The sequence below is a fragment of the Oligoflexus tunisiensis genome (assembly GCF_001748245.1).
Classification (GTDB): Bacteria; Bdellovibrionota_B; Oligoflexia; order Oligoflexales; family Oligoflexaceae; genus Oligoflexus; species Oligoflexus tunisiensis.
Window position 1 is genome coordinate 6266485 of record NZ_BDFO01000001.1, and the last position, 21506, is coordinate 6287990.

Genomic DNA, 21506 nt, shown 5'->3' on the forward strand with positions numbered 1-21506 from the left:
ATCAGTCGGAATTGGGACGAATGGCCACCCGAACCCTGGCCGCGTGTGCGAATCGAATCACATCGCCAAAGTGAATTTTGATGACCTGCTTTTCGCCGTCCAGGGCGAGGATGGCCGCGGGGCAGTGATTTTCTATCCAGAATTCATCCTGCGTGGGGTCGGCAAAACCGTGGGTGACCACCAGGCCTTCCTCTTTGCGATGATAAAGTTCGCGCACCAGAAACTGCAGATGCTGATCCCCCGCATCCATGGGCACGCCCCCTGCGGCTCCAATGGCGGCGGTACTGCCGGTGGCCGTGGCGATCCAGATACCACTGGAACGATGGGATTCCACCCGCCCCTGAAAGCCAATGCGATAGCGGGTGGTCGCAGCGGGACTGGCCGCTGCAAAGAGAAAATCATTCAGCGCTGGGGTTTGAATATTTTCCTGATGGCCGTCGGCCCGCGTGATATGGGCACTGAGGCGCTGGCGTTCGACATAGGTCAGGCGGCCTTCGATAAAATGCTGGATGACCTCATCGACATTGTCCTGGTCGCCGGCGCAGAGAAAACCAACACTGGCGGACGAGGAACGGATCCCGATCAGGGGCATTCCTTGCCGCAATCCATAGCTGGCCGTGATCAGCGTGCCATCACCCCCAAGGGCAATGACGACATCGAACTCACCCTGAGGCCAGTTGTCGCCGCGGCTGGCTTCCTGGAAGGCGATCCCATGTTTCTGCAGGCTCTGTTTCAACTGGGCGAGGCAGGCATAGTGCTCGTCGTGAGCCCGGGTGGCCAGCTGCAAATAGTCGGGATCCGTGGTGACGACAAGGCTTTGCGCTTGAAGCTGCTGATGCTGCTCCAGATTCGTAGGTTTTCGAATAATTAAAGCCCTGGTCATGTATGGACTCGCTTCAATGAAAAAAGCTCCGGGCATCTGTCGCAGACTTTTTGACAGGATACCACAGAGCTTCCGTGGGAACTATGCACCTAGTCTTCCGTTTTGCCGCTTAGCAAAGCATCATACTGGACAAATTCCGGATTCTTATAAATTTTTCCATCGTTTTCGTATTTTTTACGAATCTGACTGGTCAATGCGTTGAAGAGTGGATACGCCTCCATAAACTTGGCCGACTCGACCAACTCTTCGCGCTTCGCTGCGTCCAGCTTGGACAGGTCAGCCGGCGTTTTGGACTTCAGTCGCAGAATGTACATCGCTCCGTTCACATTGACCGCTTCCGGGGTCATGTCACCCGGATTCTTCAAGGAGGCGATAGCCTGACGAACCGATTTGTCGGAACCGAGTCCACCGGGAATCACGCGTGAGCCCATATTGAAGTCACCGGTTTCCTTCCAGCTCACACCCAATTCCTTCATCATGTCCGCGCCTTTGCCTTCTTTCAGGGCAGCCTGCAGAGCCTTGACTTTCTCGGCCAGGATCTCAGGTTTTCTATCGCGGGCGACCAGTTTTTCCGCAATTTCCTTTTGCGCCTCTTCCAGCGTCACCGATTTTGCTTCCTGAACGGTTTCGACTTTAATGATATGGAAGCCGAAGGGTGATTCGACCACACCACTGACCGAACCCGGCTGCATGGCAAAGGCCACATCCGAGAACTCCTTGACCATCTGATCCTGTTTGAAGAAGCCGAGGTCACCGCCCTTGGTTTTGCCGCTGGGATCATCTGTATATTTTTCCGCCAGTTTTGCGAAATCACCGCTCTTCGCCTTGGCTTCGGCCGCCACTTTCTGCGCCAGAGCCTTGGCCTCGTCCTTGCTGCGCTTGGTGGCATCACCGGCAGCGGCCCGGGCGTCCTTGTATGCGATCAGGATATGACGAGCCTTGACCTTCTTGTCCTGGTTAAATTCGCTCTTATTTTTTTCGTAGTAGTCCTTAACCTTGGCCTCGCCGCCTTCTTTCATGAACTTGTCGATTTCCGCCTGATTGATGGTCACCGGAATCGTATTGGGATCCAGGCGGAGGTATTCGACGTTCACCTTGGACTCGTCCATCAGGTAGTTGATCTCGGCGAACTTTTCCGAAGGGCGGTAGGTGCTCGAAAGCAGTGAGCGGAATTTATTGACGACAAGATTACGGCGGATTTCTTCCGTAAAGGATTCCTCCGTATGGGCCTGGCTTTTCAGATAACGATTGAAAAGTTCCGGGTCGAAGGTTCCTTTCTCGCCTTTGAAGTATTCCCCTTCGACGATGAGTTTTTCAATTTCCTCGTCCGTGGCGTAGATACCGTTTTTGGTGGCTTCCACATACAGCAACGTGGAGTCGACCAGCTGATCGACCACACGCTGAGAAATACCCATCGCCACCGGATCGAACTGATCGCGAAACTGCTGCTGATACTGGTTTGTCATATTGCTGTGCAGACGACGGAAGTCCAGCGAACTGATTTTGATGCCATCCACCGAAGCAGCCGCTCCGCTGGGGGGCATGAAACCGCCCTCATTGGGCTGGCACACGCCAAAGAACAGCATGGCACCCATGGCTAAAATCAAAACGGTATAAGACTGCCAAGACTTCGTAATCGACTTGGCGTCCAAGTCCGTCGTTCTCTTCCACTTAAGCATCCTAGACCCCTTTTTCCCCAACGCTGAGAGTTGATTCTGTACTTTTTGACGCAATTTACCCATGCGCACAAACTAAGCTACTACCATTACCATAGTCAGAGAGGGTCGTTAAAGTGGATTGCACGGTTTTTGTGGCTTCATCGCCACGCGTTTCCTCTGCCCAAAGCAGTGGCAATTCTGAAGACCCGCGGAGGCGTCTCGGGGCGAAGACAGCGCTGGCTCAGAAGATCTCGAAATTTTTTACATCAGGCCCTTTCTTTGTTTGGAGGATGCGCAAGAACGTGCTTTAATAATAAGCTGCAGACAGAAATCGTTTATTAGGAAACAGGAGATAGGGGATGATTTTCGACTGGTTGGCTGGAATGTTCTCGAATGATTTGGCTATCGACCTGGGAACCGCCAACACTCTTGTTTATGTCAAAGGCAAAGGCATCGTGACGAACGAGCCTTCCGTCGTCGCTGTGCAAAGGGACGTTCGCGGAGGTAAAAAGATACTCGCAGTGGGCAAGGAAGCTAAGGACATGTTGGGCCGGACCCCCGGTTCGATCGTTGCTGTGCGCCCCATGAAAGACGGCGTGATCGCAGACTTCGAAATTACCGAAGCCATGCTGCGCTACTTCATTGAGCGAGCCCACAATCGCCGGACCATGGTGAAACCTCGTATCATCATCTGCGTACCTTACGGCATCACAGAAGTGGAAAAACGCGCTGTTAAAGAATCGGCAGAATCTGCTGGTGCACGTGAAGTTCATTTGATTGAAGAACCCATGGCCGCTGCGATCGGTGCTGGCCTGCCTATCTCCGAACCAAGCGGCAACATGATTGTCGACATCGGCGGCGGAACCACCGAGGTCGCCGTGATTTCGCTGGCGGGTATTGTGTACTCCAAATCGGTGCGCGTCGGTGGAGACAAGATGGATGAAGCCATCGTCAACTACCTCAAGAGAAAGTACAACCTACTGATCGGTGAGCGGACCGCCGAGCAAATCAAGATTGCCATCGGCACGGCCTATCCTGATGATGAAATTCAGACCATGCACGTCAAGGGTCGCGATCTGGTCGCTGGTATTCCCAAGACCATCGAAGTCGCCTCCGAGGAAATTCGTGAAGCCATCGCTGAACCCGTCAATACCATTGTGGAAACGGTTCGCATCGCCCTCGAAAAAACTCCCCCTGAACTGGCTGCTGATATCGTGGACAAAGGCATTGTTCTCGCCGGTGGCGGCGCCCTCATCAAAAACCTCGATATTCTTTTGCGCGAAGAGACCGGATTGCCTATCATGATCGCTGAAGATCCTTTGACGGCGGTTGTACTGGGTAGCGGTAAGGCGCTGGATCAAATCGACATTTTGAGCAATGTGGCCCTGCGTTAAGCAGCGGTCCATTCGATCGGACGGCGAGCCGGACAGCCCACCGATTCATGAAGTATCTTTGCCGGCTGCAGGCTCAGTGGGCTTCCCCTGAGCCTTTCCTTCACCCACGTATCCATCCGACGCGATCCTGGAGTTTGTGTCCATGGCGAAAAGCAAGGCCAGATTTTTTTGGCGGTTAGTCCTGGTGGCATCGCTTCTGTCGCCGTTCGTCTTTTTCTCCTCAGCCCTGAGTCCCTGGAGCACGGGTTCAACCCTGACGCTCGTGACGCAGGAGATCCTTTATCCTTTTGAATATGTCTGGGACAATGGCAGCGGCTTCGTCGGACGCGTCTGGAATCATTATTTTGCGTTGACCGGCGTGTCCAAGGAAAACACACAGCTGAAGTCGGATATCGCGGTCCTGAAGACCAAGCTTCTGGATTACGAAGACAAGCTGCAGGAGATCGCCCGTCTGCGCAACCTTCTGGGTTTCACCCAGCACTTTCAAGGGGCGCATCTGGTGGCGGAAGTCATCGGGTCGCGCAGCTATCCAAGTTTCAAAACCCTGCGGGTCAGCAAGGGCAAGCGCGATGGAGTCAAGGTCGGCATGCCGGTGGTCACCGCCGAAGGTGTGGTCGGCCGCGTGATTCGTACCGGACAAAAATTTGCTGACGTGCATCTTTTGGTCGACGCCAACTTTAACCTCGACGTGCTGCTGCAGAGAACCCGGGTGCGGGGCGTTTTGAAAGGTGCCGACACCCACGCCCTCTTGAAATTGAATCGACGGGCCGAAGTACGCATCGGCGATACCCTGATCACGTCAGGAATCATCGGCGGTTTTGCGAAGGGTCTGCCGGTCGGTAAAGTCGTGCGTATCAGCTATGAATCCGATAATATCTCCCAGACCATTACCGTGGAACCCTGGACCGATTTCGATCGGATCGAGGAAGTGATCGTGCTGGAAAATCACGATCAGGAATTGCAGAAGATTATCGAAACGGCCGGAGAATCCTGGCTGGACAAACCATTTGATGAGCAAAAGGGTGGCTGAACATGGACATCCTCGAGCGCCGTGATGCCTTGACCCGTGCGCGTCGCACGTTGAGAACCTGGCGGCCCCGACCCAACACCGGCAGCCTGAGCAAGGATATCGTCTTTCTTCTGATCATCAGCTTTATCCAGATTACGATCCTGCCTTATCTCTTTGGCACGCTTGGTTATCTCGATCTCATTACGCCCTGGCTGGTGATCACGTTCATTCGGCAAAGGCCCCTGCAGGGACATATCCTGGCTCTGATCGGCGCGATGATTTTGGAAACCCGTCTGGCGGTCCCTGCCGGACTTTATATCTGCGCCTACTGGATCCTGGCCAATGTGATTTTTCTGGTACGGCCCGCTCTGTCCTGGCGTTACAAAACGCCGTGGCTGGTGTCCTATGCCCTGGCCGCCCTGTGGGTGATCCTTTTTGAAGTTTTTGTGATCAACTTTCTGCAAACGGCCTCACTCCATCAGCCGACATACATAGCGCAGCAGGTCGTCCGTTTCTTCGTGACTGTCAGCTACGGCATGTACCTTTCCCGCGAATGGATGACCATTGATGCCGAGGAGCCGGTACCGCAATGACCCGCATACATAAACAGGAAAGTCTGCTGATCGAATCCCGCTTCATGTGGGCGAGTCTTGTGATCCTTGGGGTGATCAGCGGCCTCTTATTTCGCCTTTGGTACGTCCAGATCTATAAGGGCGAATACTACAAGGACATCTCCGAACGCAACCGTGTGCGCCGCATTGAAATCCCGGCGCCGCGTGGAATTATTTATGATCGCAATGGCGACGTCATGCTCGGCAATTCGCCCTTCTTTGATCTCGTCTTCATTCCCCAGTACGTGTCGGACCGCGATACCACCTTCAAGATCCTGTCGCGCCTTCTGCATGTGCCGAGCGCGCGCTTCGAGCATCGCCTGGAAATGGCCCAGGGTCAGCCGAAGTTTCTGCCGATCACGCTGAAACGCAACCTGTCGCAGCATGAAGTTTCCATCATCGAAGCCAATAAGATTTTCCTGCCTGGCATCGAGGTTCGGGTTTCCCCGCGGCGTGACTATGGTCCCGATGTGCCGCCGCATGTGATCGGTTACCTGCGGGAGATTGATCCCAAGGCGATGGAAATTCTGAACACCCAGAACCCGGATAACCCCTATCTGCTGGGTGACCTCATCGGCAAGCAGGGCCTGGAAGCCCGCTGGGAAAAATACCTGCGCGGCCGCCGCGGCTATCGCTTGATCCAGGTCGATGCCTTCGGGCGGCAGACCCAATCCTTCGAGGAAAACGGCTGGCAGTATCCGAGCGTCTCGGCCATTCCAGGTTCGGATTTGGAACTGACCATGGACAAGGACCTGCAAAAAGCGGCACGCGATGCTTTCGCCGGAAAAAACGGGGCGGTCGTGGTGCTCAATCCGCAGAACGGGGAAATTCTCGCCGCCCTGAGTGAACCTGGTTTTGATCCACGCACCATGCAGAGCGGCCTGTCCAATGAGGACTGGCGCCGTCTGACGGAAAACCCCTTCAAGCCTCTGCTCGATAAAACCACTGGCGGTGAATTTCCTCCCGGTTCGGTTTATAAACCGGTGGTGGCCATGGCCGCCTTGGAAGAACGGGTCGTGGATGCTCATAAGACCTATCACTGCCCTGGTTACTTCACACTGGGCAATCGCCGCTTTTACTGCCACGAGCGGCACGGTCACGGGACGGTGAACCTGCAGATGGCCATGATGAAGTCCTGTGACGTTTATTTCTATCAGGTTGGTGTCGAACTCGGCGTGGATCGCATCGCCAAATATGCCAAGGCCCTGGGTCTGGGTCAGGCGCTCGGCATCAAGCTGAACATGGAACGACCTGGTCTGATTCCCACGTCGGCCTGGAAGATGCTCGTGCATCGCTTCCCCTGGGCAGCCGGTGATACGCCGAACATCTCCATCGGTCAGGGCTATGACCTGATCACGCCGATGCAGATGGCCAACCTTTATGCCTCCATCGCCAACGGGGGCAAGGTCTGGCGTCCTTATGTGGTCAATCGCGTGACCAATCATGTGGGCGAAACTGTTTATGAGCATCAGCCGGAACTCATTCGCAAGGTGGCGGAGATTAAACCGGAGACCTTCCAGATCATGCGCAACGTGCTGATGGCGGTTGTCATGGATCCCAAAGGCACCGGTAAGAATGCCAACGTTCCCGGGACTACGGTGGGTGGCAAAACCGGCTCGGTTCAGGTCGTCAGCTTGAAGAAAAACCGCAACCAGACGGACGTCTCGATGAACTGGAAAGAGCACGCCTTGTTCGCCGCCTTTTCTCCGGTGGAAAATGCTGAAATCGCCGTGGCCATTGTAAGCCAGAACGATATGGTAGGTGGTGGCGGTCGTTCGGCAGCTCCGGTGGCCGGCAAGATTATTGAAGCCTACTGGCGTCTGAAGAATGAAAAAGCCGCGATCGCGGCCGCCAGCAAGGACATGCAGTCCATCCAGACAAAACCAGCAGCCGAGGCTCATCCGCATGAAAAGCAAGAGAAAACATTCTGATGGCGTTTTCCTTCTCCCGGAAGGCGACCTGAAAAAACCCAACAGCCCGCAGATCACTCTGCTCATCCTGCTCTTTTGCGGCCTGCTCGGCATCGGTCTGATCAATCTTTACAGCGCCAGCGTCGGGGCCGGATTTTTCTGGGCGCAAACCAGAAACCTTGTCATCACGCTCAGTGCCTTTGTGTTCTTCGGCTGGGTTGTTTCCATCAAGCAGGTCGCGACTTATACCTACTGGTTTGTCGCTCTCATATGCGTCCTGCTCGTCATCGTCCTCTTCACCGGTCGCGTCGCCGGTGGAGCGCAGCGCTGGATTTCGATCGGCCCTCTCAGCTTTCAACCCTCAGAATTCGCGAAACTCGCGATGGCTGTGCTGCTGGCCCGTTATTTTTCGTCCAATCGTCAGGATTCACCGTATCGTCTGCGCGATCTCCTGCCTCTGCTGTCGGTGATGGGCCTTATTTTTGCGCTGATCTTCGCTCAGCCTGACTTCGGAACCGCCGGCGTCTGTCTTTTGATTGCCGTCTGTCAGCTGGCCTTCATCCGTATTGATATCCGCTCGATCGCGGCCGTGCTGCTGGCCCTGCCTTTTGTTGCGGCCGTAGGCTGGAACATGTTCCTTATGCCTTATCAAAAACTGCGGATTCTGAACCTCCTGAATCCGAACCTTGACCCCCAGGATACCGGCTATCACGCCCTGCAATCCTTGATCGCCGTGGGCAGTGGGGGACTCTTCGGCAAGGGATTCATGCAGGGAACCCAGGCCCATCTGCGGTTTCTTCCGGAACGGCACACGGACTTTATTTTCTCGGTGTTTTCCGAGGAACATGGCTTCTGGGGCAGCGTTTTAATTTTTATGGGTTTCGGTCTTCTCACCTACATCGCCCTCGACATTGCCAAGCACAGCAAGGATACCTTTTCGGGTCTTCTGGCGATCGGCCTGGGTTCGCTCCTCTTTCTCGAATTCGCCATTAATATTGCGATGGTGATGGGCATGTTCCCCGTCGTCGGGATCCCCCTGCCGTTCTTCTCCTATGGAAGCTCGGCCATGCTCACCGTCTGCACGGCCATCGGGCTTTTGATTTCGATCAATCGCAACAATCTGGGCGGCAGAAAATCCTAATTTATCCCGCAGGTTGGGCGTCCACGCTGTTTTAGCGGTTTGTGTGGCGCCTTCTCTTCTGATAGGGAAGTAGCGCACCCATCAAAGGAGACCGCACGTGAAGCCCATTCGCGAATTGCTCAAAGAAATCGCTCATAGCAGCGACCCGGACCGAGCCGTCACCGAACACGCTTACCAGGGATTTTCCGAGTCGGAAAAAAAGGAATTCGAACAGAAATACCCAGCGGTCTATGCAGGCAAAGTGCGGGAGTTGATTCGCACGGAAAACGATCTTCTGATCTATCACACGGATCGGCTGTCGGCCTTCGATCGCTTCATCGGTCTCGTCCCTTACAAGGGCACCATCCTTGCGGAAATTTCCCAGTACTGGCTGGAGGAGGCGGCTGACGTCGTGCCCACGCATTTTCTGGGACGCCCGCATGAACGCGTTTTACGCTGCATCAGCTGCACACCGTACAAGGTGGAAGTCGTGGTGCGAGGTTATATGGCCGGCAGTATGATGCGGGCCTATCAAAAGGGCATTCGGGAATTCTGTGGGGAAAAGCTTCCGGAAGGATTGGAACCGTATCGTTCCCTGCCCGAGCCCATCATCACACCGACCACCAAGGCTGCCGCCTTTGAGCATGATGAAGACGCCACCCCCGAGCAGCTGGTGCAGCAGGGCGTTTGCACGCGTGAGGAATGGGTGGAGATCTCCCAAATGGCTTTGAAGCTCTTCCGCTTTGGTCAGCAAAAATATGCGGAAAAAGGCTGGATCCTGGTCGATACCAAATATGAATTTGGTCGGGATGGATCGGGACAAATCCGCCTGATCGATGAGATTCATACTCCGGATTCCTCGCGTCTTTGGGTGAAATCCAGTTATGAAACCAACCTCGGTCGCGGGGATGCCCCGGAGATGCTCGACAAGGAAACGGTCCGACGTTATCTCCTGGAGCTGGGGTTCAGCGGTCAGGGCACCGTTCCCCACGTTCCGGTGAGCCGCCTCCTGACTCTGGCGGAAACCTATCTCCAGGTGGCAGAAACTCTAACAGGTCGCCCGCTTATGAGCGCAGGCCCTCTGAGCCAAACACCCCGTGTTTGACAGCCGGAGCTGCTGCGTGAACTCCCTTACGCAAGAGTAAGGGGGAGCTTTCTAAACTCCTTGGCAAAGCCTCCGATGCCCCCCACAAGCGGGCTACCGCCCGTCAAAGGAGTACATGAAATGGCGAAGGGTCATTCCGATCACCATCCGCAGCATGAACAGGGAACACCCACTTATATTATTATGAGTGTTCTCTTTGCGATCGTGATCTTTGCCTTGGAAGGCATTAAATCCACCATAGCCCTGGCGGGAATTGACCAGCAGATTCAGGCGACGACACTCGGCTATATCGGTCTCGGTCTGGCTCTCTGCTTTTTTTGGCGAAGGTTGCACGACAGCCTCTTCAAAAACCTGACCGCCTTCTTCTTCACCGGTGGCCTCTGGGCCTACCTCGTCGCCACGGTGTCGCTGCCACTCCTCGTTCCCGGTGAGGACGTGACGAGTCGCATGCAGCTCGTTCATCAGTGTGGTTTCGGTGGTCTGGTCATCACCGGCTTTTCCCTGATGGCGGCTCTTCTTTATCATCAAAAGCCAGTACCCGCTCTGCTCACCACCACGCTCGCCGGTTTTCTGGTGGGTTTTGGCAGCCTTTATCCTTTGCTGCGACCCGGATCTGTATCGTTGCAGCATGATGTGGCCATCGAAAATCGTCGCAGCCATCATCCTAAAAAAGTGGAATTCATGGAAGAGGACGTGCATGGAATGGAACCTTCCGACCATGAATCCGAGGACCTGGAAAGTGAAACCACCATCACCCATGAACCCGAACCTCGCGCAGCCGCAGGCATGAAACTTTCCGCTCATGCGCCCTTATCTCGTGAGTCAGAGGACGCGGAGGATACGGTGCATCGCGTGTTGAAGCGTGAAGCCACGGGATACAGGCATGTTGAAGCGGATCATGCCCCACGCACGCTGTCGGAAACTCAAAAAGCCAGGCTTCGTGAAAGACCGCAACCGGCTCCCCGGACCCACAAACCTGCCAAGACCAGCAAGCATAAGATCGCGCTCGCCGCCAAGGCTCATGACGCTCCGCACTGGGATTATGTGGGTGAACATGGACCTGAGCACTGGGCCGCGATGGATGACGCCTTTAAAACCTGCAGCACAGGTTTGGAGCAAAGTCCCATCAATATTCTGAATGAATGGCCGGTTCGCAACGCGATTGAACTCGACTACAAACGCAGCACGTTCCAGGTCATCGACAACGGCCACACCGTTCAGGTGAATGTGGAACGCGGGAACTTTGCGACGATCGGTGGGCTGCGCTACGAATTAAAGCAGTTCCATTTCCATGCGCCCAGCGAGCACCTTGTGGAAAATCGTCCTTATCAGATGGAAGTGCACTTCGTGCATACGAACGATAAAGGGCAGCTGGCGGTGATTGGCGCCTTTATCAATCCCGGCAGGCTTCATGATGGTTATGAAACCGTCTGGGATTATATGCCGGTGAAAACCAAGGAACCGATCAAACCCTATAACATGACGCTCGACCTGCGCCGACTCCTGCCGACTTCGCTCACGGCCTTTCATTATACCGGATCCCTCACCACACCTCCTTGCACGGAGAATGTGAATTGGAATATTCTGCATGCAAACCTGAAGCTGTCTCAGGAGCAGATCGATCGTTTTAAACGGAAATATCCGATGAATGCGCGGCCGGCTCAGCCTTTGAATTATCGCAAACCCTGAAAAGGATAAGGTGCCTCATCCATGAGTTCAGCCTGATGCGACGCAGGCTGAGGATGAAGCACCCCTGAAGAAACCACTACACCGAGATAGGGGACGACTGAGCGTCATCGCTGCGACGACGATGACGTCACGAGATCCTAGAAACATGAAAACTGTATGCAGAACTCCTTCTTCATAACAAGTCCTCTTCCATATTTTCCCAGTATTCTGGGAAGACCTAGCGTGCATGTGTAACCCTTGCCTAGGTTATTTCACGCTTTGTGCCGTTCGGTGCCCTGCAGCAATTTTCGCAGGTTCCGTGTGCACCCCACGGTCCACGGCTGTCCAGCGGGATCAGACCCTGACCGGTGGTCCCCTGGTGGTCCTTGAAATAACAGGGAAAATTTCAGCTGATCAAAAGAAACGGCGTCATGCGTTGCCCGAAATTCACAACTCCTCATCCTAGAAGAGGAGAATCACAGTCGTTTTTCCGCCAGCGTGTTTTTGCGTTTTAGCTTTCCCGTGGGAGCCTGTCCGGTTTCACAGGAATTCCTTTGCAGTTTCATTGACTTCCAATTTTCTTCATAAAGTAAGACCCCCACCTCGTCCGACTTAAGCACGAAATGAAAAAAATCTGGAGCCAGACGCATGAGCCGTAAAGGGCGGGAAGGCTGGAAAAAAAGCGCGATCGACGAGACGAAGCGTGCCATCAAGATTGAACTGGACCAGATCCTCCAGCAATCCGGTGAAGCCGAGCGTCTGAACTATATCCTCGAACAGATTCAATTTCTGGAGTCGGCCGAGGACTCGGATCAATTGCTGCGGCGCTTCGTCTTTATCGTCTCGGCCCTCGTGCATCACGATCGTTACGGTGGGCTGGGCAAACGGCAGATCCAGGACCTCTCCAACCTCGGTCAGGCCATCCTCCGCGTCGCTGGGGTCAAACCAGGGCATACCCAGGTTTCCTTTCTCTATTCCGAACTGCACACCATCATTAGCGATATTCATCATTCGAACAGTGAAATCCTGCAGGCTCTCTGGGAACGCCAGCTGGCGGCGCAGATGGCCATCATGCCTCCCGAACATACCGCGCGGCAAAACCTCGGCATGGGCATCTATGCCTTGCGCCTCGGGAACGCCTCGCTCGCGCTCCATTTTCTGGATCGGGCCCTGGCGGACTGCGATGATCCCAAGGTCACCGACACCATTCGGGTATGGATTGTAAAATCACTGCGGATTTCCGGGCAGCTTGAGGCCGGCATTGAAAAGGCCAAGGGCATTGAACCTGAGATCCACGATGCCAGCTGTCGTCAGGAGCTGACCTGGGAGCAGACCTGTCTGCAGGCGAGTCTTTCCGGTGACCTGACGGAGATGATGAGCCTTTTGCGCAAACAAAAATCCGAGTACTCGAGTTCCTATAAGCTGGAACTTTATCTCTGGGCCGCCGGCCATAAGAAAACCCAGTGGCTGGAGCGTCTGCCCAAAATCAGCCGCCTCGTCGGTTCGCGGATCATGGAATCCCCGAAAAATGCGCAGCTTTTTGCCATTACCCAGTCACTCGAAGAAGCCTACGACAGCGACATCCCTTTCGCCAAGCGGCTGATGGATATCAAGAAGATCCTGCCCAAGATCTCGGGCCTCTACTATATTGATCAGGAGATCCTCGTCTGGAATGCACTCGCCCGTTGGCTTTACCGGAGCCGTCACTATCAGCTCGCCGCCATTGCCTTCTATGAATACAAGTCCATAAGCCTCAAACTCAGCGAAGGCCGGGATGCGGATGTCCTGCGTCTTGCCGCCGACCTGCTCGAAGTGAACTGGCTCCAAAAAAGCTGAGTTTCTCTTCCCGTAGCCATTTCTCCGCACCCGCTGTGGAAAGTAAGTATCAATTATTTTCGTAACTTAAAATTTCTTGTCAAGGTCCGCGCACAAAATGCCGATCCGGTGACCATGAGGTGGCCCATGCAAGTGTTTGCAACATTGACGACGATGCGGTTGTTAGGACTCGCGCTCCTGCTCACGACGCAGGCGTGCACTCAGAATTCATTTTCCCTGACTGAAAAATCAAAATCGAGCCAGGCGATCGGTCTGGATCCAGATACCAAAGCCAGCGATCGGCCGACGGAATCAGGCACGGGAGTGCCCGGATATCTTGTGGAATGTTCACCATTCAACGTTCAGGATGACAACGTTCAGGTGGGATGTATGACGACCACCGCCGACGGTGTGCGGGTGCTGAATACGCCGGACTCCTGGAATCGTTACGACATTCGTCTGCCCGCGGATTCTCCGTATGGCGTGACGATTGATAAGACGGTGGCCTCCAATCTTGCCGACTGGGACGTGAACTTCACCTTCCGCGGCGCGGATAAGATCACTCTGACGAGCGTGGCGCGGAACAGTATTTATGGCTTTACTTATCAGAATGCTGCGGGCCAGAATGTGCGGATTGAAACTGCACCTTTGCCGCCGCCCAAACCGGTTGAGGCTCCGGCCGCACCGACGACCAGCACGGCGCCGACCTGCCTTGGCGGAAGCTTTGTGGATGGCGTCTGCTTTGTGCCGGTGGAATCCTCATGTACTGAGTATTGTTCACGAGCGGGTCTTGCACCGCATCCCTATATCACCTCCAAGTTTGGCAACGGAGAGGATCTTGATACCGATGCGAATGAGCAGGCCTGCCATGACCTCTTCGTGAAGATTCGTGGCACGGCGGATTTCCGCTTTGGCGACACGAACGGCCGTGGAATTGGCTGTTTTGAGGAAGCCAACGGTCGCGTGGTCTTTGACCAGGAGGACACCAACCCGGCCGCCTATCCGCGGATCGGTGACCGTCGTATCTGCGGCTGTCTGTGATTTTGAAAATGTAAGGTGACACCACGGACCCCAATGCGCCCCGTTTTCATCGGGGAGTCTTCGGGTCCGAATGTTTTTTCCCCGAGCAGCCAGTCGCAGGCGAACTGCCGACACACGAGAGGCCTCACCTCATAGATGCTGCAGCCGCGTGCCGTCAGATACGAGCAACGCTGTCCAGCAGGCTTGGCAATGTCTTCGGCATTGTCGAGGCGGGTGGAATACCCAGGCTTGGATTCAATCTCCAATTGCGTACAGCACAACGTACAGGTCCCACAGGAGCGCCCCTTCTGTGGCTCTCCATCCCCACTGTTGCGTCTCACGACACCTTCCTTATTTGTTGTCAGGCTTGCAGGTCTTCACGCTTAAAATTTCACGGGGATAGGGCCCCGTTTCAGCTATCTTGAGGGAGGACAGGCGAATCAGTTTGCCGTTCACTTCCTTGGCAAACTCGAGGGTGCTTTTCAGATAGCAGCGCTGCTTGTTGATGACGAAATTGCGGGCACAGAGGGACACCCAACCCGGTTCCACGAGGCCGATGTGGTCCGGCTCCGGTACGAGGTACCACTCGCACTTTTCCTTGTGATAGGGATCGCAGCCGGCCAGGAGCGGCAGAACAAGAAAACCCAGGTTGAGCCAGAGCTTACTCATTGTAGTGCACCTTTATTTCGATGCGCCGGTTCAAGGCTCGGGTTTCCTCGGTGGAATTGCTGGCAATCGGCCTTGTATCCGCATAACCTGCGGCGGCGACCGTCGCAGGGGAAAAGTTCAACTCTTCAATGAAATGACGAACGATGAAGGAGGCGCGCAGACTGGACAGTTCCCAGTTGGACATTTCGCCCCGAGGGGGAACGGAATCGGTATGGCCCTCGATCGTGATATCACGCCCCAGTTCCTTGAGGATGCGGCCTACCTGATTCAGATCGCTGATCGCCTTTTGATTGACGCGATAGGCGCCGGGTTTGTAAAAATGCGTGGCGAGCAGTCGGACCCGAAAACCATCATGGTCCCTTTGCACCGAGACGATGCGCTCCTGCCCCTTCTTTTCCAGCTCGCGGATCTTTTCCTTGCCGTAGAGGCGCAGATTGATCATCTCAGCCACCTTCTGCATTTCCGCGTCGATGACCTTGGTCTGCCGATCTGCTGAAGGAAATTTGGTCACGATGGGCGGGCGAATACGATCGCCTTTTCGATGTTCAAAAATGCCGAAGCCCTGCTCGGTGGGGCCGACGCGTTTGACCTCCGGAATATCCTCCACCACATCGTTGAAGGATTCCTGAATCGACACCGCGGCCTGCTGGATCTGGGCTTCGCTGGCCCCTTCCTTTTTCAAGGCGTAAAGAACCACGAACACCGCAAACAAAAGGGTCATCATGTCCGCATAGGACACGAGCCAGCGTTCGTGGTTTTCGAATTCGGGGCACTTTTGTTTCTTAGCCAAGTGTTATCCTTCAGCCTTCTTCGTCGTGTCCGCCTGTGAACACCTTCAAACGTTCTTCGATGATTTTGGGGTTCAGACCGGACAGAATGCCATCGATGCCGATGATCACCATTTCAAAGGCGTAGTGATGCAGTACCGCCTTGCGCTTCAGTTTTTTCCCAACGGGGATACCCCAGATGTTCGCCGCACCCACACCATAGAGCGTTGCCACGAACGCAACCATGATACCGGGGCCGATTTCCTCGGGTTTATCGAGGGAGTTCATAACTTTCATCAGCCCGATAACGGCACCAAGAATCCCGATCGTGGGGGCGATGGCGCCGAAATCTTCCCAGAACTTCACGTTGACCTCGGCCTCTTCCATTTCGAAGTGAGCCTCGGTTTCCAGAGTTTCCTGAAGAACCGCGGGATCCGTACCGTCAACGGCGAGCTTCACGGCTTTGCGGAGTGGAGGGAAACTGATGCCATCCCGCTTCTTTTCCAGAGCCAGGATGGATTCCTTACGCGCAACCTGCGCGAGATCGATAATTTGAGCCATGATTTCAGCACGATCCGGTTCACCCTTTTTGAGAAAGATGCCTACGGATTTGAAGGCCTTGATAAAATCATCCATGGGATAAGCAACCATCAGCGCACCGATCGTCCCGCCGATAACAATGGCCACGGAAGGTGGATTCCAGACGATCTGGGGGATCAGGTCGGCGGCATGCTTCAGCAGGATACCCGCCACCAGGGAACCAATCGCGACGATCGGGCCCAAGATACTCGTAAGTTCCATTGCCCACCCTACTTTCTGGGTCGAAGTGAGTTGTTTTCTTTATTCTAGCATAGTGTGTCATGACTGTACAAAGAGCGCCGCGGCTCATGTTGGGAGTGAAGTTTACCGAAAGGAAGGAAGGCTTGGAGTGCGGAGATCGCCATGACATCGGGTCGGGAAATCTATTGGATCAGCGCAACAGCGCATCCTGCGATGCAGGAGAAAATTGATATTCTCAAAAAGGTGAAGGTTGAAGTCAAGGTTTTGCCGGACTTTCCAGCCCTGGCACGCACCTATCCTGCGACGCGACTCAACACGATTGTGATCGACGACGGCATCCTCGATGGCAAAAATCTGGATCTACTGGGTCGCCTCACCTCGCATCCCGAGTATGCCGGCGTGCGTTTTATCCTGTCCATCTCGCACCATCAAAACGAAATCGTGAAAAGGGCTATTGCCCTTGGTTTTCGCGATGTTATCCCGATCGATTTAAGCCCCGACCTCTGGATTCGACGTTACTCGTTTGCCGCCTCGGGGCAGGCGGCGGACATGGCGGATCCTTATCCGCAGGTGACGATGAAAAATATTTCCTCCCTGCACATTCCCGCGCGCATTGCCTGGATGAATGAGAGGGAGCTGTGGCTGGAAAGCCGCCTCACGCCGCCGGTGGGCACCATCCTCACGCTCGGCGGAGGCCTGGCTGAATTGATGGGCGTCAAGCATTTGACGCTGAAGGTCATGGCTCATCATAAGACGCATTTGCACTTTCGTTATTCCGATGCCCTTCTCTGCCGCTGGGAAGTGGCCAAAATTCATCAGGATAAGAAAAGTGTGCTCAAGGAATTTTTCCGGCAGCAGCCACGCGTGATTCCCATTCGAATCTACGGCATCATTCGGGCTCCTGAGCTGCGGCGTGATCTGCTCCGCCGTCTGGATCCGCAAAAGTTCCAGGTCTCCATAGCCTTGAACAAGACCAATATGATTCATGAGCCGCGTTTTATCGGGCCTGACATCATCATCATCGAAGACCGCATGTGCATGGGACCGAATCGTGCGGCGTTCAAGGAAATGCTCGATTATTTGAGTCCCGATGTGCCGATTCTTATCGTCGGGCCGCAGGGGATCGAGGAACCATTCGCAGATATTTCAAAAAATTTCCGTCTTCTGCGTTCAGCCAAATTACCGACGAATCTGGATGAGTATCTGATCCAGCAGACGGGCAAGACCGGCCCTACGCAGGTCGGCGTTACCTACATTCCGAAAAACCACCGGATGTCCTTCGCCCATGTGATGGTTCCCGCGCGTCTGACCCGCCTGCATCCCGATGCCGCGCAACTGGCCATCGCCTGGCCTCTGGGGCGCTTTGGAATCTGTGGACTGGAGGCCCCGCTCTTTCATCACACGCTGGGCCGCAGCGTCGCCTTCAAGGTGACCAGCTGTCACGATCATGCCCGCGCGAACCTTCAGGAATTCCCTTATAAGATCGACGGCTTGCTGGTGGATATCCGGCAGGCGGAAAGACGGCGACTCAAGGACTACCTCATTGCCTACTTCGAGCAAAAAATTGAGGAAAGCATGGGGGCGCGCCGCAGGATTGCGGTCGCCGAGGCTACGGCTCTGTCACCAGCCGCGCAGCCGGAGGCCCTTAAGGAAGCGCAGCCCGAAACCGCCATTGAAATCAATCCGTCAGCCGAAGAGTATGTTCCGAACAAGGCTCCCCGTGAGCCGGCGCCGTTCCGCATTCCACGCGAAATCAAAATTGCGCTTTGGACCATCGTGGGCTTCGTGATCATCTTTGTCCTCATTATCCTGTTCCGCCCCTCCCAGGAGGAACAGGGCGGCAATATCACAGAACAACTTCGCATCTTCCAACAACAGCACAGCCGCCCGGCTGAGGATTCCGAGTAGCCGGATTCCCCCTTCCCTGTCCATCTTCTTGACAATTCAAGCCACAGCCGGCGGTCCCCCTCTGGCCAATGACGCGAAATCAGAGTTCTTTCCTTTCCGCTCGTCTGGGCCATTCTTTGCAGGATGAAAAGCGCCTGAGCCCGTCTCTGGTGGACCGGAATGGAAGTTGTTGCTGTGGAGCTTGTTGTGGAAAAGCTGTTTGGAACTCTCACGAGACTTATACTTTGGCTCAATCTGTCCTTGTCAGCCTCGATCGCGATGGCTGGCCCATTCAATCCTTTGATCCCATTGCCTTCCAGTGGCTCGGACCTGCCCGTGCTTGATCTCGCGTTGCGTGATCCTGAGCTGGCCTCGCGCCGCCTGACCGATGACATTTATGTCCAAAGAGCGATCGAGGAAGTGGATGCCCAGACGCGTGAATTGGCTTTGGCCAAGGGCAACCGTCGCCTTGAACTTTTGTCTGATCTCTATAAAAACCAGGCACTGCTCGCTTATTTCTTTGAAGACCTGAAGGCTGGTCGCTTGACAGCTGTTCAAGGCAACTACGGTGCCCCCGAGCAGAAGCTGCGGGAAGCCCGCGCCGCCTTGATTCGCTACGCCACGGATTTTGCCCGCGAGAGCCGGACCCGCCGCGCGCATGCCATCTATCATGCCATGGTCGCGAAATATTTAAATGGTGAAACGAGAAAGCCGGATGCTCTGCTCAAGGTCAAAAAGCAGCTGAGCAAAGGCCTTCAGGCTCGCGTGGACTTCATGGTGGCCGCGGCCCGTGCCCAGCGCAATGATGCAGCGGCCAAACGGGAAATCGCGCGCGTGAGCACCCGCCTGGGCGCTGCCGGTATCGTGTCGGGCAACCTTCTTCTCGCCCGGGCTGAAGCGGCTCGCAATCGAGATGCCTATCGCGTTCATCTGAATCGCGCCACCGCCGCCACCAAATCCCTGAGCCGTCGTGATCGTGAAACGGTTCTGGCCTATGCCGCCAACATCTGGACCCGCGAGGAAGGTTCACGGGCCGATTGGAACCGGGCGCCTTTGAATTTGAGAATCAACCGTGATACGGAAGTGGCCAAGGCTGTAACGGAACGTCAGGCCCTGCAGGCGTCCGCGAAAGGAAATCTGCAACCAGCCTTTCGTTATTATCGCGCTCTGATGGAAGCGAGCAAAGGCCAGGCCCGCCTGGTGCAGGTCGCCGATCGCATCCTGGATCTGGAAGCGGCTCAGTATCGCAGCAGTAAAAATGCGAGAGCCTATCAGAAAACTCTGATCAGCTTCCAGCATATGTATGAAACGGATGGCATCCTGGGTCAAAACCAGGAAGCCGCCAAAGCCGCTGCTGAAAGCGTGCGCCTGCGCCATCGCAATCTCATTGTGCAGTTGATCAGTCAGGGTAAGAGACCCCGCAGCGATCGTCGGACCAAAGCGGAAGCCATCGCTGTGGCCAACGTCTATCTCAATGGCCAAGCGCTGGAAAATGAAAAGGTTCCTTTGAAAACCGATATCGGTCGCCTTTATGCTTTGAACGATCAGCATGCCGAAGCCGTGCGCGTTTTCATGGAATTGAAAGCGGCCAGTCAGCCCGCTCAGGCTCAGCAATTTCTTTTGCTGGCGATGCAGTCCCAACGCATTCTGGCCAAATGGACGGAAAAAGCTCCCTGGTCGGGTTCCAGCAAGCAGGCCGCTCCGGCTCGCCAGGTCCTCGCCCAAATGTTTGAAGAACGTGTGCAGGCCACAGGCAGCTGGGATGATCTCGCTCACCTGGGTCTCCTTTATATCAACCTGAATCAGGCAACCAAGGCTTACGGCATCTGGACGGCGGCTCTTCAAAAGAATGCCCAAGGTCCCCATGCGCAGCTTGCAGCGGGCATGATGCTCGAAACCTATAAGAAAGGCCGCCAGTGGCAGAATCTGGAGGACATGGCCCGTCTTGCCATCAAGGCCCAGCTGACTCCGATCTATCAGAATAAGAGACTCGATACTGTGGCGCTCCTGGGTGATGCCCTCTTTGAAGGAGGCAAGGAACACTTTGCCGGCAGTCGCTGGGAAAAAGCCACAATGAAACTCGCCGAGTTTATCAAGTCCTATCGCAGCGATTTCCGTCGCCCCGAAGGCATGTTCATCCTCGGCAAAGCCTATCATAACGACGAGAAGCATCCTCAGTCCGTGGAGACGCTCTTTGCTCTCGTGAATGAGTATCCGGCCAGTCCTTTCGATCATGATGCCCTCCTTCTGGGTGGCAGCTGGTCCATCCCCATGGCCTGGGAAGAGCAGACCATCTTCTTCTATCAGCGCTTTGTGGATCGTTACGCTCGTGACACCAAGGCTCCGCAGATTCGCATGACGCTGGTCGACCTCTACCTCGGTCGTGAGCTCTATGGGAATGCCGTGCGCGTGCATATGGCTCACGTTGAGGATTCCCAGGTCAGCCGCCAGGAGCAGATCAAATCCGCTCTCGCGGTGATGCATATCGAGGAACGCTATGGCGAAGCGAAGCATGCCTACTGGGGTGTGAATAAGGCTCGCGAACTGTCAGGTAACAATCCTTCCGTGGTCGCTGAAGTGCTGGCCTTCGAAGCCCGTCAGGCGGCAGCGCGGAGTGACTTTACGAAATTGCGTCAGCTGGAAGCGCAGCTGAGCGGCCTCGGCATCCAGAGTCGCGATGCGGCTGAAGGTTTGGCTTTGACCCGCTTTGTCCTCGCCGACAAGGAAGCGGAAGAAACCAAACAGAAGATTTTCAACCTGGAGCAGACCGATCCTTATAACACCTTGCAGACCCAGTACGCTGTGTTCCTGAAGACCAAGGCGTCCTATGAGAAGGTCTGTGCGGCGGGCACCTCCACTTACTGTGGACTCGCCATGCTCCGCCTATCGGAAACCACCCGTCACAGTCTGAGCGCCATCGAGAATCTGAGCATTCCTCAGACTCTGGATGAAAGCATCGTGACGAAGTTTGAGAAGCAAAAGCTGGCCATCATCAACGTCATCACGCAGACCGCTTCGGAAGCTGACGCCATCGCTCTCGGCATCTCCGAGAAGGGTGATACGCTGCCCGTCTGGTCGCAGGAGATTGTGGTGAATAGTTCGGCTGGAAATCTGGATCGGAGCCACGGCGCCATCGGCGATGGTTATGTGCAGTGGATGCCTGTGAAGACCGATGTTGAATGATTTTGGAAAGAACTGGAAGGAGAGTCT

17 protein-coding genes are annotated in these 21506 nt (G+C 55.0%); 11 read left to right on the forward strand and 6 right to left on the reverse strand.

Annotated features, from left to right (window positions below; genetic code table 11):
* Position 1 precedes the first annotated feature (1 nt).
* The gene (locus tag OLTU_RS25980) at positions 2–883 is read right to left on the reverse strand and encodes an NAD(+)/NADH kinase (RefSeq protein WP_176736971.1); all 882 of its coding nucleotides are present in this window, start codon (positions 881–883) and stop codon (positions 2–4) included.
* 89 nt (positions 884–972) lie between these two features.
* A complete protein-coding gene (locus tag OLTU_RS25985; RefSeq protein ID WP_176736972.1) occupies positions 973–2562 on the reverse strand; it encodes a peptidylprolyl isomerase in 1590 nt (529 codons plus the stop codon).
* Positions 2563–2900: 338 nt separating this feature from the next.
* Here OLTU_RS25985 and OLTU_RS25990 point away from each other — a divergent pair, with 338 nt between their 5' ends.
* The 9 genes from OLTU_RS25990 to OLTU_RS26030 all read left to right on the forward strand — a co-directional run bounded on the left by OLTU_RS25990 (position 2901) and on the right by OLTU_RS26030 (position 14214).
* Complete coding sequence (locus OLTU_RS25990) at positions 2901–3935, forward strand: rod shape-determining protein MreB (protein WP_141735649.1); 1035 nt, start codon at positions 2901–2903, stop codon at positions 3933–3935.
* Between the two features lie 184 nt (positions 3936–4119).
* Entirely contained in the window at positions 4120–4965 is an 846-nt protein-coding gene (gene mreC, locus OLTU_RS25995) for a rod shape-determining protein MreC (protein WP_218110266.1), read from the forward strand.
* A gap of 2 nt (positions 4966–4967) precedes the next feature.
* The gene (locus OLTU_RS26000; RefSeq protein ID WP_141735651.1) at positions 4968–5537 is read left to right on the forward strand and encodes a hypothetical protein; all 570 of its coding nucleotides are present in this window, start codon (positions 4968–4970) and stop codon (positions 5535–5537) included.
* Complete coding sequence (gene mrdA / locus OLTU_RS26005; protein WP_141735652.1) at positions 5534–7486, forward strand: penicillin-binding protein 2; 1953 nt, start codon at positions 5534–5536, stop codon at positions 7484–7486. The genes OLTU_RS26000 and mrdA overlap by 4 nt, the downstream gene beginning before the upstream one ends.
* Positions 7461–8606 carry a rod shape-determining protein RodA gene (rodA, locus tag OLTU_RS26010; protein ID WP_176736973.1) on the forward strand — a complete coding sequence of 382 codons (1146 nt, stop codon included), beginning with the start codon at positions 7461–7463 and terminating at the stop codon, positions 8604–8606. Before mrdA ends, rodA begins: the two co-directional genes overlap by 26 nt.
* Before the next feature lie 97 nt (positions 8607–8703).
* The gene (locus OLTU_RS26015) at positions 8704–9690 is read left to right on the forward strand and encodes a phosphoribosylaminoimidazolesuccinocarboxamide synthase (protein ID WP_141735654.1); all 987 of its coding nucleotides are present in this window, start codon (positions 8704–8706) and stop codon (positions 9688–9690) included.
* Positions 9691–9810: 120 nt separating this feature from the next.
* On the forward strand, positions 9811–11379 hold the full coding sequence (locus tag OLTU_RS26020; protein WP_176736974.1) for a carbonic anhydrase: 1569 nt from the start codon (positions 9811–9813) through the stop codon (positions 11377–11379).
* Positions 11380–12006: 627 nt separating this feature from the next.
* The gene (locus tag OLTU_RS26025; protein ID WP_141735656.1) at positions 12007–13194 is read left to right on the forward strand and encodes a hypothetical protein; all 1188 of its coding nucleotides are present in this window, start codon (positions 12007–12009) and stop codon (positions 13192–13194) included.
* A gap of 153 nt (positions 13195–13347) precedes the next feature.
* Positions 13348–14214, forward strand: coding sequence for a hypothetical protein (locus OLTU_RS26030; RefSeq protein WP_218110267.1), 867 nt, complete (start codon positions 13348–13350; stop codon positions 14212–14214).
* Here OLTU_RS26030 and OLTU_RS26035 read toward each other — a convergent pair.
* The 4 genes from OLTU_RS26035 to OLTU_RS26050 are packed head-to-tail and all read right to left on the reverse strand — an operon-like array spanning position 14172 to position 16412.
* On the reverse strand, positions 14172–14534 hold the full coding sequence (locus OLTU_RS26035; RefSeq protein WP_176736975.1) for a YkgJ family cysteine cluster protein: 363 nt from the start codon (positions 14532–14534) through the stop codon (positions 14172–14174). The genes OLTU_RS26030 and OLTU_RS26035 overlap by 43 nt on opposite strands.
* A 10-nt stretch (positions 14535–14544) precedes the next feature.
* Complete coding sequence (locus OLTU_RS26040; protein WP_141735659.1) at positions 14545–14862, reverse strand: hypothetical protein; 318 nt, start codon at positions 14860–14862, stop codon at positions 14545–14547.
* Complete coding sequence (locus tag OLTU_RS26045; RefSeq protein WP_141735660.1) at positions 14855–15652, reverse strand: OmpA/MotB family protein; 798 nt, start codon at positions 15650–15652, stop codon at positions 14855–14857. The genes OLTU_RS26040 and OLTU_RS26045 overlap by 8 nt, the downstream gene beginning before the upstream one ends.
* A gap of 10 nt (positions 15653–15662) precedes the next feature.
* A complete protein-coding gene (locus OLTU_RS26050) occupies positions 15663–16412 on the reverse strand; it encodes a motility protein A (protein ID WP_218110268.1) in 750 nt (249 codons plus the stop codon).
* A 159-nt stretch (positions 16413–16571) separates the two neighbouring features.
* Here OLTU_RS26050 and OLTU_RS26055 point away from each other — a divergent pair, with 159 nt between their 5' ends.
* Both OLTU_RS26055 and OLTU_RS26060 read left to right on the forward strand, forming a co-directional pair.
* Positions 16572–18317: a hypothetical protein gene (locus OLTU_RS26055; RefSeq protein WP_141735662.1), complete on the forward strand. Its 1746-nt coding sequence runs from the start codon at positions 16572–16574 to the stop codon at positions 18315–18317.
* Positions 18318–18476: 159 nt separating this feature from the next.
* Complete coding sequence (locus OLTU_RS26060) at positions 18477–21479, forward strand: tetratricopeptide repeat protein (RefSeq protein ID WP_141735663.1); 3003 nt, start codon at positions 18477–18479, stop codon at positions 21477–21479.
* The last annotated feature ends 27 nt before the right edge of the window (positions 21480–21506 follow it).